This window comes from Enterobacter sp. UNJFSC 003 (genome assembly GCF_036903355.1).
Lineage (GTDB): Bacteria > Pseudomonadota > Gammaproteobacteria > Enterobacterales > Enterobacteriaceae > Enterobacter.
Genome location: NZ_JBAKHK010000014.1, coordinates 1 through 13,736 on the forward strand (window position 1 = coordinate 1; position 13,736 = coordinate 13,736).

General features: G+C 54.7%; 12 protein-coding genes and 2 pseudogenes. 5 read left to right on the forward strand and 9 right to left on the reverse strand.

Annotated features, from left to right (window positions below; all coding sequences use genetic code 11):
- The first annotated feature begins 200 nt into the window (after window positions 1–200).
- The 5 genes and pseudogenes from yqaB to V5P19_RS20555 form a co-directional block, all read left to right on the forward strand.
- A complete protein-coding gene (gene yqaB / locus V5P19_RS20535) occupies window positions 201–767 on the forward strand; it encodes a fructose-1-phosphate/6-phosphogluconate phosphatase (RefSeq protein ID WP_334406989.1) in 567 nt (188 codons plus the stop codon).
- Window positions 764–1,192, forward strand: coding sequence for a YqaA family protein (locus tag V5P19_RS20540; RefSeq protein WP_334406991.1), 429 nt, complete (start codon window positions 764–766; stop codon window positions 1,190–1,192). The genes yqaB and V5P19_RS20540 overlap by 4 nt, the downstream gene beginning before the upstream one ends.
- Before the next feature lie 83 nt (window positions 1,193–1,275).
- Window positions 1,276–2,820: a glutamate--cysteine ligase gene (gshA, locus tag V5P19_RS20545; RefSeq protein WP_334406993.1), complete on the forward strand. Its 1,545-nt coding sequence runs from the start codon at window positions 1,276–1,278 to the stop codon at window positions 2,818–2,820.
- A gap of 153 nt (window positions 2,821–2,973) precedes the next feature.
- Window positions 2,974–3,489, forward strand: coding sequence for an S-ribosylhomocysteine lyase (luxS, locus tag V5P19_RS20550; RefSeq protein ID WP_334406995.1), 516 nt, complete (start codon window positions 2,974–2,976; stop codon window positions 3,487–3,489).
- 43 nt (window positions 3,490–3,532) lie between these two features.
- Window positions 3,533–3,711: pseudogene (locus V5P19_RS20555) on the forward strand (AraC family transcriptional regulator); the annotation flags it as partial.
- Between the two features lie 12 nt (window positions 3,712–3,723).
- Here the strand turns inward: V5P19_RS20555 and V5P19_RS20560 are convergent.
- The 9 genes and pseudogenes from V5P19_RS20560 to nrdF form a co-directional block, all read right to left on the reverse strand.
- Window positions 3,724–4,039: pseudogene (locus V5P19_RS20560) on the reverse strand (2-isopropylmalate synthase); the annotation flags it as partial.
- Between the two features lie 96 nt (window positions 4,040–4,135).
- On the reverse strand, window positions 4,136–5,683 hold the full coding sequence (emrB, locus tag V5P19_RS20565; protein WP_334406997.1) for a multidrug efflux MFS transporter permease subunit EmrB: 1,548 nt from the start codon (window positions 5,681–5,683) through the stop codon (window positions 4,136–4,138).
- A 16-nt stretch (window positions 5,684–5,699) separates the two neighbouring features.
- Window positions 5,700–6,872, reverse strand: a complete 1,173-nt coding sequence (gene emrA, locus V5P19_RS20570) for a multidrug efflux MFS transporter periplasmic adaptor subunit EmrA (RefSeq protein WP_334406999.1) — start codon at window positions 6,870–6,872, stop codon at window positions 5,700–5,702.
- 128 nt (window positions 6,873–7,000) lie between these two features.
- A complete protein-coding gene (mprA, locus tag V5P19_RS20575) occupies window positions 7,001–7,531 on the reverse strand; it encodes a transcriptional repressor MprA (RefSeq protein WP_334407001.1) in 531 nt (176 codons plus the stop codon).
- 314 nt (window positions 7,532–7,845) lie between these two features.
- Window positions 7,846–9,030, reverse strand: a complete 1,185-nt coding sequence (locus V5P19_RS20580) for an MFS transporter (protein WP_334407003.1) — start codon at window positions 9,028–9,030, stop codon at window positions 7,846–7,848.
- A gap of 137 nt (window positions 9,031–9,167) precedes the next feature.
- On the reverse strand, window positions 9,168–10,163 hold the full coding sequence (proX, locus tag V5P19_RS20585) for a glycine betaine/L-proline ABC transporter substrate-binding protein ProX (protein WP_334407006.1): 996 nt from the start codon (window positions 10,161–10,163) through the stop codon (window positions 9,168–9,170).
- A gap of 9 nt (window positions 10,164–10,172) precedes the next feature.
- Complete coding sequence (proW, locus tag V5P19_RS20590; protein ID WP_334407008.1) at window positions 10,173–11,240, reverse strand: glycine betaine/L-proline ABC transporter permease ProW; 1,068 nt, start codon at window positions 11,238–11,240, stop codon at window positions 10,173–10,175.
- The gene (gene proV / locus V5P19_RS20595; protein ID WP_334407010.1) at window positions 11,233–12,435 is read right to left on the reverse strand and encodes a glycine betaine/L-proline ABC transporter ATP-binding protein ProV; all 1,203 of its coding nucleotides are present in this window, start codon (window positions 12,433–12,435) and stop codon (window positions 11,233–11,235) included. The genes proW and proV overlap by 8 nt, the downstream gene beginning before the upstream one ends.
- Window positions 12,436–12,768: 333 nt before the next feature.
- The gene (nrdF, locus tag V5P19_RS20600; protein ID WP_334407012.1) at window positions 12,769–13,728 is read right to left on the reverse strand and encodes a class 1b ribonucleoside-diphosphate reductase subunit beta; all 960 of its coding nucleotides are present in this window, start codon (window positions 13,726–13,728) and stop codon (window positions 12,769–12,771) included.
- Window positions 13,729–13,736: the final 8 nt, after the last annotated feature.

Below are 13,736 nucleotides of genomic sequence, written 5' to 3' on the forward strand. Positions count from 1 at the left end.
TCCGTAGCTCAGCTGGATAGAGTACTCGGCTACGAACCGAGCGGTCGGAGGTTCGAATCCTCCCGGATGCACCATCTCTCCTTGTCATTCCCTTCGATGTTTAGTTCTTAATCACTCTCATTGTTATCACTTCGCAATCAGCGACAAAAATCCCCATTTACGATAAAGTAATGCTTTGTTAATCGGTTAGCGAGAGCTCGATGTACGCACAGTATGACGGTTTGATCTTCGATATGGATGGCACCCTTCTGGATACCGAACCCACGCACCGTAAAGCCTGGACTGATGTCCTGGGGCGTTACGGCATGCGCTTCGATCTTCAGGCGATGATTGCCCTCAACGGATCCCCAACCTGGCGTATTGCACAGGCCGTGATTGAACTGAATCAGGCCGATCTCGACCCTCACCAGCTCGCGCGCGAAAAAACCGACGCAGTAAAAGCTATGCTGTTGGACACCGTGCGTCCTTTGCCGTTAATCGATGTGGTAAAAGAGTGGCACGGACGTCGCCCTATGTCGGTCGGGACGGGCAGTGAAAGCGCTATTGCGGAAGCATTGCTCAGCCATCTTGGCCTGCGTCATTATTTTTCTGCCGTTGTTGCCGCCGATCATGTTAAAAACCACAAGCCTGCACCGGATACCTTCCTGCGATGCGCAGAATTAATGGGTGTGCCTGCGGCAAAATGCGTGGTATTTGAAGATGCTGATTTCGGTATTCAGGCGGCGCATGATGCCGGAATGGCGGCGGTGGATGTTCGTTTACTGTGAGTGACGCGCTGTCACTTGCCTCATTATTCGCCAGCAGTTTTTTAAGCGCCACGCTGTTACCGGGCAATTCGGAAGTGGTGCTGGTGGCGATGCTGTTGTCCGACGTGAGTCAACCCTGGTTGCTGGTGTTAATAGCAACAATGGGTAATAGCCTTGGGGGGCTGACTAACGTTATTCTTGGGCGTTTCTTTCCGCTGCGTGAAAAATCGCGCTGGCAGGAAAAGGCAGTCGGCTGGCTAAAACGCTATGGCGCTGCCACGCTGTTATTAAGCTGGATGCCTGTAATAGGTGATTTACTGTGTATGCTGGCGGGATGGATGCGCATCTCCTGGGGACCGGTGCTCTTTTTTTTGTGCCTTGGCAAGGCGTTGCGCTATGTTCTCGTGGCATGGGTAACGCTGCAGGGTATGACGTGGTGGCACTAATTGGTGGAATGAATACGCGACCTTCAATCGTCAACCATTACAATTATGCTGAGTGACAATTTTTTGACAGGCGGGAGGTCAAATTGATCCCGGACGTATCACAGGCGCTGGCCTGGCTGGAAAACCACCCTCAGGCACTGAAGGGTATTCAGCGTGGCCTTGAGCGTGAAACGCTGCGCGTAAACGCGGATGGCAGCTTAGCGACAACGGGTCACCCCGAGGCGTTAGGCTCGGCGCTGACACATAAATGGATCACAACCGATTTCGCCGAAGCGCTGCTGGAGTTTATCACTCCGGTAGAAGGTGATATTGATCGTATGCTGACAATTTTACGCGACGTTCATCGCTTTACCGCCCGTAATCTGGGCGATGAGCGTATGTGGCCGCTCAGCATGCCGTGCTATATCGAGCAAGGACAGGATATTGAACTTGCGCAATACGGCACCTCGAATATTGGTCGTCTGAAAACGTTGTACCGTGAGGGGCTGAAAAACCGCTACGGCGCACTGATGCAGACGATCTCAGGCGTTCACTACAATTTCTCTTTGCCAATGGCGTTCTGGCAGGCGAAGTGCGGTGAAACGGATAAAGAAGCGATCTCTGCGGGCTATTTCCGCCTGATCCGCAATTATTACCGTTTCGGCTGGGTCATTCCTTATCTGTTTGGTGCGTCTCCTGCGATCTGCTCATCGTTCCTGCAGGGGAAACCCACCACGCTGCCGTTCGAGAAGACCGACTGCGGAATGTATTACCTGCCGTACGCGACTTCTTTGCGCCTGAGCGATCTTGGCTATACCAATAAATCGCAAAGCAATCTCGGTATTACGTTTAACGATTTGCATGAATATGTGGCAGGATTGAAGCGAGCGATCAAAACCCCGTCGGAAGAGTACGAGAAAATCGGCCTCGAAAAAGACGGTAAGCGCCTGCAAATCAACAGCAATGTATTGCAGATTGAGAACGAACTGTACGCGCCAATTCGACCGAAACGCGTCACCCGCAGCGGTGAAACGCCTTCAGATGCGCTGCAGCGCGGCGGCATTGAGTACATTGAGGTGCGCTCTCTGGACATCAACCCGTTCTCACCGATTGGTGTTGATGAACAGCAGGTTCGCTTCCTGGACCTGTTTATGGTCTGGTGCGTACTGGCCGACGCGCCGGAAATGAGTTCTGACGAACTGCTCTGCACCCGCACCAACTGGAATCGCGTGATTCTGGAAGGGCGCAAGCCGGGTCTGACGCTGGGTATCGGCTGTGAAACGGCGCAATTCCCGCTGGCAAAAGTGGGTAAAGATCTATTCCGCGACCTGAAGCGCGTTGCCCAGACAATGGACGGCGTTTACGGCGGTGAAGCCTATCAAAACGTGTGCGACCAGCTGGTTGAGTCTTTTGATAATCCGGAGCTGACGTTCTCTGCCCGTATTTTGCGTTCTATGATTGATCAAGGGATTGGCGGCACAGGGCGATCGCTTGCTGCGGAATACCGTGACATGCTGAAGGAAGAGCCATTAGACGTGCTGAGCGAAGCGGATTTTGTGGCGGAACGTGAGGCGTCCGTTGTGCGTCAGAAAGAGATCGAAGCGGCGGATACTGAGTCGTTTGAGATGTTTCTGGCGAAGCAGGGTTAAGCAGAAAAGAAAAAGGCCACATCGCTGTGGCCAAAATATACATCTCTGAATTCAGGGATGATGATAACAAATGCGCGTCTTTCATATACTCAGACGCGCATTCTGTAGAAGAGTTCAGTTTATTTTAAAAAAAATCACTATCGGAGGTGACGTATGCCGTTATTAGATAGCTTTACTGTCGACCATACCCGTATGGAAGCACCTGCAGTCCGCGTGGCGAAGACCATGCACACCCCGCACGGCGACACGATCACCGTATTCGATCTGCGCTTCTGCGTGCCGAACAAAGAAGTGATGCCGGAAAAAGGTATTCACACCCTTGAACACCTGTTTGCCGGTTTCATGCGTGACCACCTGAACGGCAACGGCGTTGAAATCATCGACATCTCCCCGATGGGCTGCCGTACCGGTTTCTACATGAGCCTGATTGGCGTGCCTGACGAGAAACGCGTCGCGGATGCGTGGAAAGCGGCGATGGAAGACGTGCTGAAGGTGAAAGAGCAGAACCAGATCCCTGAGCTGAACGTTTACCAGTGCGGGACGTACCAGATGCACTCTTTGGAAGAAGCGCAGGACATCGCGCGTCACATCATCGAACGTGACGTTCGCGTGAACAGCAACGAAGAGCTGGCCCTGCCAAAAGAAAAACTGCAGGAATTGCACATCTAGTGCACCTTTTCCCTCTCCCACAAGGAGAGGGTTATCTCACCCCATGACCACAACCGCAACGTTCTCCTTTACCCACCGCCCACTCGTTCCGTTTGCGCATGACTAGCGTCATGTCATGGTGAAGGCGAGCCGCGGCACCAGCACGACTGCGCGCAGCTGTTGCACAGCCTAAGCGGGGTGGTGAGGGTGGATAGCGCGTTTGGCTGTTGCGTCGTGCCGCCCGTGCAGGTCTTCCCGCGCCTGGGTAAACACCTGAATGGTGACATCCTCCGGAATGCGGTTCTCTTCAATCAGCTGGCGAACAAAGTTGAAGTCAGTCTGCGAGGCGGACGGGAAGGCGACCTCGATCTCTTTAAACCCACAGCTCAGCATCAGCACCCAGAACCGCAGCTTGCGCGTGCTGTCCATCGGCTCGGCCAGCGCCTGATTGCCGTCGCGCAGATCGGTAGAGAGCTAACGTGGCGCGTGCGTGATACGTTGCTCCGGCCAGCAACGGTCGGGCAAAGAGAGGGGGATAGGGCTGGTATTTGTCGGCGGGTGTGTTCAGCATGATGCGCTCCTGTTATCTTTTCACTATCGTGAAGAGATTTCAGGAGCGCTGCTGTATCGGAACTGACAATCGCTGTCGCGTTTTGGACAACGTGGGCTAGTGCGCGCCGCCGCCGCCGCTACCGGCGCCAAACGGTGGTTTGGCAAACCACACCAGCCCCAGCAGAACAATAAAGATCCCCGCCGATATCCAGAAAATCTCGTTTGCCGAGATAATCAGGCCCTGATTGGTGATCTGCTGGGCGATCCAGCCTGACGCCTGCTGCTCCGTCATCCCCATGCCCTCAAGCTGGCTATACATCTGTTGAGCATTAGGGTTGAACGGGGTAACCGCTTCGGTCAATTGCGCGTGGTGCAACGACTCGCGGTTGGTCCACAGCGTCGTGGTAATGGACGTCCCAATCGAGCCCGCCAGCGTTCGGGTGAAGTTCGACAGGCTCGATGCCGCCGCCATTCGCTCAGGCGGCAAGCCGGAAAGCGTGATGGTGGTCAGTGGCATAAAGAAGCACGCCACGGCAAAGCCCTGAATAAACTGCGGCCATGCGGAAGCGCCAAAGTCCATTCCCGGTTCGAACGTATACGCACGCCAGTAGAAGCAGACCGCGTACATAATGAAGCTGAACGTCACCAGCCTGCGCATGTCGAGCTTGTGGGCGAACCGGCCGATGATCGGCGACAGCAGGACGGGTATCAACCCCACCGGTGCGGAGGCAAGGCCTGCCCAGGTTGCGGTATAGCCGTATACCTCCTGCAATAGCTGCGGCAGCAGAACGATCGCGCCGAAGTAGAGCATGTAGGCGAGGCTGATACACAAGCAGCCGATGGTGAAGTTTCGCGACTTAAACAGCGACAGGTCGACTATCGGGTTGTCGTCCGTCAGCTCCCAGACGATCAGGAAGCTAATGGCGACCACGGCGACTACCGTCAGGACGATGATTTCCGTAGAGGCAAACCAGTCGAGCTCTTTACCACGGTCGAGCATGATCTGCAGGCTACCAATGCCGACAACCAGTAACGCCAGCCCGATGCCGTCAATGCGCCGCTGTTCGGTACGCGTTTCGCGACCGCGCAGGGACTGCAGCGTCATCAGTACCACCAGCGCACCAATGGGAACGTTGATAAAGAAGATCCAGCCCCAGTGGTAGTTATCGCTGATATACCCGCCCAGAATCGGCCCACAAATCGGCGCAACAATCACTGTCATCGACCACAGCGCCAGCGCGATGGAGCGTTTTGCCGGCGGGTAGTTGTTCAGCAGTAAGCTCTGCGATAGCGGAATCAGCGGCCCGGCCACAATCCCCTGAATGACGCGGAAGAAAATCAGCATCGTCAGGCTGTTGGACATGCCGCACGCCCAGGAGGCGAGAACGAACAAGACCGTTGACCACAGGAACAGCTTCACTTCACCAACGCGCTTCGCCAGCCAGCCGGTGATCGGAATGGAGATGGCGTTCGCCACCCCGAACGAGGTAATGACCCAGGTCCCCTGGCTCAGCGATGAGCCAAGGTTCCCGGCGATCGTGGGGATCGCCACGTTTGCGATGGTGGAGTCCAGCACCTGCATGAATGTCGCCAGAGAGAGCGCAATGGTCATAATGACCAGCTGCGCGCCTTCCAGCGGTTTTTGCGGCTTTTGCTGTTGCATAACGCTCACCTTCGGATTAACCAGCGTTTGCCTTCACGATGTCATCGATCAGCTTGTTGACCGGATCGAGGCTAATTTCACGGGCGTTACTTTCATAAGCCGGGGTGCTTCGTACCTGGCTTGCCAGGATCTGGCCATCGCGGTTGGCGGTATCCACCGTCACCAGCGTCGACAGACCAATACGCAGCGGATGATCCGCCAGCTGTTTGGCATCCAGCTCGATACGTACCGGCAGGCGCTGAACCACTTTAATCCAGTTACCGGTGGCATTCTGGGCTGGCAGCAGCGAGAAGGCGCTGCCGGTCCCCATATCCAGACCGACGACTTTACCGGTGTATTTCACGTCGTCACCGTAGATGTCGCTGACAATTGTCGCGGACTGGCCGATACGCATATGGGCAAGCTGCGTCTCTTTGAAGTTCGCGTCCACCCACAGGTTGTTGGCCGGAACCACCGCCATCAGCGGCGTGGTGGTACCAATCTGCGCGCCTGGCTGCACGGAGCGACGAGAGACATAGCCGGTCATTGGGCTGACAATTTTGGTACGCTGCAGGGCAAGCCATGCGTTACGCACTTCGGTTGCCGCCTGTTTCACCGCAGGCTGATTTTCCAGACTGGTGCCGAGCACCATTGCCTGGTTGGCGTTGTACTGTTGAATCGCCACATCCAGCTGCGCCTGTGCGCTGGCAACGGCATCGCGAGCATGCTGCAGCTCTTCGCGGCCAATCAGGTTAGCGGTGCCGAGAGGAACGCGACGATTCAAGTCGCTCTGCGCCTGCGCCAGTGCGGTTTTTTGCACATCGATGCTGGCCTGGAGCTGTTTGCTGTTAATCATCAGCTGGCGTGTTTGACGGACGCTGGAGGCCAGCTCCGTCTGTGCTTTTTCAAACGCCTGCTGGGCGTCGGTCGGATCGAGTGTGACCAGCACATCCCCTTTTTGCACAAAGTCGGTATTGTCAGCCCAGACTTTCGTCACGCTGCCCGACACCTGCGCCATAATCTGTACCTGGTTCCCTGCCACGTATGCATCGTCTGTCTCTTCAACATGACGCAATACTAAAAACCAATAGATCCCATATGCCACGGCAATAATAATAAAGAGCAAGGTCAGCACAAGAAGGGCACTCTTACGTTTACCTTTCTTGTTAGCCGGTTGCTGCGGGTTGGTGTTCTCCGCATTTGCGCTCATTGTTGTTCTCCACGATCTTCTTATTTTCACATCGGCTGAGCCGACCTGTTGTCAGAAAGGCCAGCAGTGTGACGTGCTGGCCTGTCGGTTTTCTTTTTTAAATCTGGATTATCGAGCGTGTCGTCGCGTTAGCGCAGCGCCTCAAGAATGACGCCGTCTTCATCCATCTGATCCAGACGGGTGAGTAGCTTGCGAGTGATGTGCTCAAGCTGGTCGCGTTCGGCGGTACTCAGAACAGACCAGAGTTGGTGCAGGCAGTTGTGCTGAGGCGGTAGCACTTCGCGCAGGAATTCGTGACCTTTTTCGGTCAGTTGCAGATGCAGACAACGGCGATCGTTGTCGCTTTCACGGCGCTCAATCCAGCCGCGTTTTTCGAGCTCATCCGCAATACGGGTCGCATTTGTACGGGACGATCCCAGTGCGCAGCTCAGTTCAGATGGCTGAATGCTGTGGTTTTCCTGAGACTCCAGCGTAATTAACGCCATAAACAACGTCTCGTTAATCCCTTGAGCTTTCAGCATCTTATTACGGTTATCCAGCAGTTTACCCTGCATGTGCATGCACAGGCGGGTCAGCAGGATTTCCTGATACGGGAACTCCTCATGACGACTGGCGCGGAATTTAAGCATTTGTTCAATGGGCGTAAACGAACTATCCATTTTGGGCATAACCTCATTAATTACAGCCGATATAGTAACGATAGTGACAAATGATGTAAATGAATTATTTGTGCGGTTATATTCGCCAAATGAATGTCACCATCAGAAAGCGCCGGGTAAGTCCGTGACCCGGTGAGCACATTAAAGGTTGGGGTGATACCCCGGAAGCGAGGATGTGAGGACGGGGGTCTGAACTATTCATGCCGGTAGTAAATATGTCACCCACATTAAAATTTCTGGGATAAATGATTACGTTTACATTAACAGACTGCAGGGCCCCTTAATACCCTAAGAGGCCCAAAGCAATGTAAAACTTAGTGAATCGCCTCCTGGCGATGATAACCGCGCCACCATACAACCAGGTTCAGTACAGCGACGATTGCCCCAATCGTACACACGCCTGACCAGCCCGCATGCTGCCATGCCGAGGCTGAAATTAAAGACCCTGCCGCGCCGCCGATGAAGTAGCTGGTCATGTACCCGGCCGTGAGGCGATTACGCGCCTCTGGCGCGACGCGGTAGATGACGGTCTGATTGGTGATATGCACGCCCTGTACGGTGAGGTCGAGGACCAAAATCCCCACGATCAGCGCCAGTACCGAGACGTGTCCATACCAGATGGCGGCCCAGGAGAGCAGAAGTAAAATCAATCCGGCGGAGGTGGTCAGGTGAGACTTGCCTTTATCGGCCAGCCCGCCTACCGGACGCGCGCCCAGAGCACCTGCCGCACCGGCGAGACCAAACAGACCAATCACCCCTTCGGAATAGTTAAAGGGCGGTGACGCCAGCAGAAAGGCCATCGACGTCCATAAAATGCTGAAGTTGGCGAAGGTGAAACATCCCAGCAGCGCGCGGGTGCGCAGCAGTTTATCCTGAGTAAAGAGGCTGAAGACGGAGGCCAGCAGCTGCGGGTAGTTCAGGTGGTTCTCCTGCTTCACTTTCGGCAGGCCCCGCCACAGCGCCAGCGCCATGATTACCATCAGCACGCTCGCCACCCAGTAAACGGTACGCCAGCCGCCCAGGCTTGCCAGCAGACCCGCAACGGTTCGCGCCAGCAAAATCCCCAGCAGCAGGCCGCTCATGATCGTGCCGACCACTTTCCCACGTTTTTCCGGCGAGGCCAGCGTCGCGGCCAGCGGTACCAAAATTTGCGCCACGACGGAGAACAGTCCCGTCAGCGCGGTGCCGATAATCATCATTGTCAGCGACTGGCTGCTGGCGGTGATCAGCATCCCGCCTGCCGCCAACAGCGTCATGGAGACAATCAGCATCCGCCGCTCAAACATATCGCCTAGCGGAACCAGGAACAGCAGGCCCGCGGCATAGCCAAGCTGTGCCGCAGTAACAATAAAGCCAGCCGAGCTGGCGGAAAGGTTGAACGCGCGGGCGATGGTTTCGAGCAGAGGTTGCGCGTAATAGTTGCTGGCGACAGCCAGACCCGTTGCCACGGACATTAAAAGGATAAGTGCGGGGCTAAGCGCTTGAGTTGTTTTAGTCATTAGATTCAGGAATCGTGAGTTAAGTGATTATTTTTCCAGAAACCATAATAACCAATGATTGTGAACGTGGGGGGATTGTTGGGTGATGGATTGTGCGGTTTAGATTCCCTCTCCCCGTGGGAGAGGGAAGGATCGTTTTACTTCTGCGCGTCCAGCGCGGCTTTCACCCAGCCATCGAACTGCTGCTGGTGGGCTTTAATCCAGCCGTCGACGTGGCCTTTCACGTCAGCTTCAGAGGATTTGCCCTCGTGCATCATGGCGTTCTGCGCATTGATATCCGCCAGCGGCAGCTTCATGACCGAGAACAGCTTCGCGGCTGCCGGGTTTTTCTCCGCCCAGGCTTTGTTCGCAACGATATGCATGGTGTTCACCGGGAAGCCGTAGTTCATGCCGTTCGGCAGTTTGGTGTCGATATCTTTCTGCTCGCCCGGCAGGGAGGAGAACGGTACCTGCAGCCATACCACGTCTTTACCCGCCTTCAGCACGTCGCTGACCCAGTACGGCGTCCAGGTGTAGTAAATAACCGGTTTGCCTTCTTTAAAGCGGGCAATGGTATCGGCCATCATGGCGGAATAGTTACCGTGACTCACGTCGACCGTTTTCGCCAGATCGAAGGCTTTGTTCTGGTGGTTAATTACCGCTTCACAGCCCCAGCCCGGCGAACAGCCCATCATGTCGGCTTTGCCGTCACCGTTGGTGTCGAACAGTTTGGCGATCTTCGGATCTTTCAGCTGTTCAATATTGGTGATGTGATACTTATCGGCGGTTTTCTTGTCGATCAGATAACCCTGGGCCGCACCGGTCACGAAGGTGCCCTGACGGTAGAATTTCTTATCACCGCCCGCGGCGGCATACATATCGTCATGCAGCGGCTGCCAGTTAACCGCGGTAAAGGTGGCATCGCCGGAGGCAATCGAGGTGTAGCCAACGTTGTAATCCACTTCGCTGGCGGTATTGACCGTATAGCCCAGTTTTTCCAGCGCACGGCTGACAATCTGCGTCTGGAAAGACTCTTCTGAAATGGTGCTCTGAACCGGTTGCACGGTAATGCCTTTGCCCGGCAGGTCGGCCGCATAGGTGCCGGTGGAGACAAGGGTGGCAAACGCTGTGGCAAAAAGTACGCGATGTCGCATCGTTGTTCCTTATTTTACAAATGGGCGGGTAATTAACCCGACAGGGCCGGTGGTATACCAGCGACGGTTGCCGCGACTGCGTGAATCACGACCGACAGCCTGCGTCAGGCGGTCAAGAATAATGGCGAGGATCACAATGCCGACGCCTCCGACGGTTGCCAGTCCCATATCGAGACGGCCAATACCGCGCAGGACCATCTGCCCAAGACCGCCCACGGCAATCATTGAGGCGATGACCACCATCGAGAGGGCCAGCATCAGCGTCTGGTTAACGCCAGCCATGATGGTTGGCATCGCCAGCGGAAGCTGAACTTTAAACAACATCTGACGCGGGCTGGCGCCGAACGAGCGTGATGCTTCAATAAGATCCGCTGGCACCTGGTTAATACCGAGGATGGTCAGACGAATAATAGGCGGCAGGGCGAAGATAATGGTCACCACTACGCCCGGCACGTTGCCGATGCCGAACAGCATCACGATAGGCACCAGATACACGAACGCCGGCGTGGTCTGCATTGCATCCAGCAGCGGACGAATAATCTTCGCCGCCCGCGGGCTGCGCGCCAGCCAAATCCCCATTGGTAAGCCAATCACCACGCAGAAGAGCAGGGCGGTGAGCACCAGCGCCAGCGTGATCATCGCCTGCGACCAGGCGCCAATCGCACCGATGATAATCAGCGAAATCAGGGTAGCGATCCCCATGCCTGCGCTACCAAATTGCCAGGCAATCAGGGAAAACAGAATGATGGCGACGGGCGCTGGCATGCCCAGCATCAGCTGCTGGAAGCCGTTCAGGATGTAATCCACCGGCACGCGGATGCCCTGGAAGAGTGGACGGAAGTGCGTGACCACCCAGTCGATCCCTTCCGTAACCCAGCGGTCCAGCGGGATCAGCGTTTTGTGGAACGGATCCATGATATTGAAATGCTCGGGTGCAGGTGCTGGCGCGCTGTTCAGCCAGTCTGCGGTTCCACCGCCATCGGCTGGCGCGGCGGATGTTCCCCACGCATCGGCGGATTGTGCAGCGCTATCCGCTGCGTCAGTGGGCGTACCCCACGGGTTAGATTGATCAGCCATTGTGTGCCCCCTCGCGATCTAAAGCCTGCAGCAACATGCGTTTTGAAATGATGCCGACGTACTGTTGTTCTTCACCGACGACGGGTACGGCACAGGGTGCCTGCCCCACGTGGGAGAGCAATTCGCTGAGCGGCGTTTCGGCGTCCACGGCAAGCGGTGCGTCGATTAACGCCGCATCGATTCCCTGATTTTCGCTTAGCGCGGTTTTTAGGGAGTCGATGGAGACAATGCCAACAAATTTATTACCGCGTTCGACCAGATAACCGTATTCACGGTCTTCATCCTGAAGCAGCTTAAGCGCGGAGCGCGGGCCGAAACCTGGCGTTTTACGAATAATACCGTTGGGAGATCGGCGGGCAATATCTTTGGCGCTAAAGACCTGGCTAATATCCACGCCGCGGAAAAACGTACGGACATAATCATTTGCCGGGTTATTCAGAATTTCATCCGGCGTGCCGACCTGCACGACTTCACCGTTTTGCATAATGGCAATACGGTCGCCAATACGCATGGCTTCATCCAGATCGTGGGAAATAAAGACCACGGTACGCTGATGTTTTGCCTGTAATTTTACCAGTTCATCCTGCATCTCGGTGCGAATTAAGGGATCGAGCGCAGAGAAGGCTTCATCCATTAATAATATGTCTGGATTAATGGCTAATGCGCGGGCTAATCCCACACGCTGACGCATACCGCCGGAAAGTTCATCCGGATAACCGTGAGCGTAATTCTCCAGGCCGACCTGACGCAGTGCATCCAGCGCTTTTTCCTTGCGCTCATCGGCACCCACGCCCGCTAACTCCATACCAAAAGCGGTATTATCGAGTACCGTCATATGCGGCATGAGCGCGAATGACTGAAACACCATCGCAATCTTCTTTCTGCGCACCTCGCGAAGCTCTGCGTCTGATATTCTGGCGATATCGACGCCATCAATCAGGACCTGCCCGCGGGTGGGTTCAATCAGGCGATTGAGAAGGCGAACCATAGTGGATTTACCCGAGCCGGATAACCCCATGATGACAAAAATCTCGCCTTCTTCAATGGCCAGACTGGCGTCTTTAACGCCAAGCGATAGCCCAGTTTTTTCCAGAATTTGCTCTTTCGAAAGGCCTTTCTCAATATATTTGAATGCGCGCTGTGGATGCTCGCCAAATACTTTATAAAGATTCTTCACTTCTAATTTAATTGCCATGCAATAGAGAGTGTCCTGTTATTTGTTTATGTCGATATCATTACCATGGTAAATAGTTAACTGGCATTACCCTAACATACTGAGAATCTGAGACAACCCTGCCGCCGCGGGTTACAGGCGTTTTGCCATAAGCGAAACGGCTGAATTTCCCATGAATAAAGGGCTGAGCACGATTTGAATTTTTGTGATTTTTTTGCTGCTGCATCGGAGAATTTCGCCTGAATCGGAGTTATTCAGGCGAATATGACGTGGAAATTACAGTGTAGTTGTCCTGACAATATTATGGAGGAATTAATGGAATTTATATTAAATTAATGAACGTTAATATGTTCATTAAAAGTTCCAATCTTCATCCTCAGTCTCCACTGCTTTGCCCATCACATAGGACGAGCCAGACCCGGAGAAGAAATCATGGTTTTCGTCTGCGTTGGGCGACAGCGCCGCCAGGATCGCCGGGTTCACTTCCGCCATTTCTGGTGGAAACAGCGCCTCGTAGCCCAGGTTCATCAGCGCTTTGTTGGCGTTATAGCAGAGGAAGGCTTTCACGTCCTCCTCCCAGCCGGTTCCGGCGTAAAGCTCTTCGGTATAGCTCAGCTCGTTGTCGTACAGATCCATTAACACATCGAGAGCAAACCCTTTTAGCTCCGCACGCTTGGCGTCGCTCACGGTCTCCAGCCCTTTCTGGTATTTATAGCCAATGTAATACCCGTGAACCGCTTCATCACGAATGATCAGGCGAATCAAATCCGCGGTGTTGGTGAGCTTGCCGCGGCTTGACCAGTACATTGGCAGCCAGAAGCCGGAATAGAAGAGGAAGGATTCCAGGAACACGCTGGCGATTTTTTTCTTTAGCGGTTCATCGGCCCGGTAATACGCCAACACCAGGTTTGCCTTACGCTGCAATGACGCGCTCTCTTCACTCCAGGCGTAAGCCGCGTCCACGTCTTTGGTCTGACAAAGCGTAGAGAAAATCGAGCTATAGGAGCGGGCATGAACCGCCTCCATAAAGCTGATGTTCGACATCACCGCCTCTTCATGCGGCGTCAGCGAATCGGCCATCAGCGCAGGCGCGCCGACGCTATTTTGAATAGTGTCCAGCAGCGTCAGGCCGGTAAACACGCGGATAGTCAGCTGCTGTTCGGCCTGGCTGAGCGTTTGCCATGCCGGAATATCGTTAGAAAGCGGCACCTTTTCTGGCAGCCAGAAGTTGCTGGTGAGGCGGTTCCACACCTCCAGATCTTTATCGTCCTGAATCTTGTTCCAGTTAACGGCACTCACGCGTGACAGTTTCATCCTTTCTC

What these genes read in the sequence shown, in the direction of transcription:
- yqaB (WP_334406989.1), top strand. Translation starts at nt 201, where the DNA reads ATGTACGCACAGTATGACGGTTTGATCTTCGATATGGATGGCACCCTT.
- luxS (WP_334406995.1), top strand. Translation starts at nt 2,974, where the DNA reads ATGCCGTTATTAGATAGCTTTACTGTCGACCATACCCGTATGGAAGCA.
- emrB (WP_334406997.1), bottom strand. Translation starts at nt 5,683, where the DNA reads ATGCAACAGCAAAAGCCGCAAAAACCGCTGGAAGGCGCGCAGCTGGTC.
- emrA (WP_334406999.1), bottom strand. Translation starts at nt 6,872, where the DNA reads ATGAGCGCAAATGCGGAGAACACCAACCCGCAGCAACCGGCTAACAAG.
- mprA (WP_334407001.1), bottom strand. Translation starts at nt 7,531, where the DNA reads ATGGATAGTTCGTTTACGCCCATTGAACAAATGCTTAAATTCCGCGCC.
- V5P19_RS20580 (WP_334407003.1), bottom strand. Translation starts at nt 9,030, where the DNA reads ATGACTAAAACAACTCAAGCGCTTAGCCCCGCACTTATCCTTTTAATG.
- proX (WP_334407006.1), bottom strand. Translation starts at nt 10,163, where the DNA reads ATGCGACATCGCGTACTTTTTGCCACAGCGTTTGCCACCCTTGTCTCC.
- proW (WP_334407008.1), bottom strand. Translation starts at nt 11,240, where the DNA reads ATGGCTGATCAATCTAACCCGTGGGGTACGCCCACTGACGCAGCGGAT.
- proV (WP_334407010.1), bottom strand. Translation starts at nt 12,435, where the DNA reads ATGGCAATTAAATTAGAAGTGAAGAATCTTTATAAAGTATTTGGCGAG.
- nrdF (WP_334407012.1), bottom strand. Translation starts at nt 13,728, where the DNA reads ATGAAACTGTCACGCGTGAGTGCCGTTAACTGGAACAAGATTCAGGAC.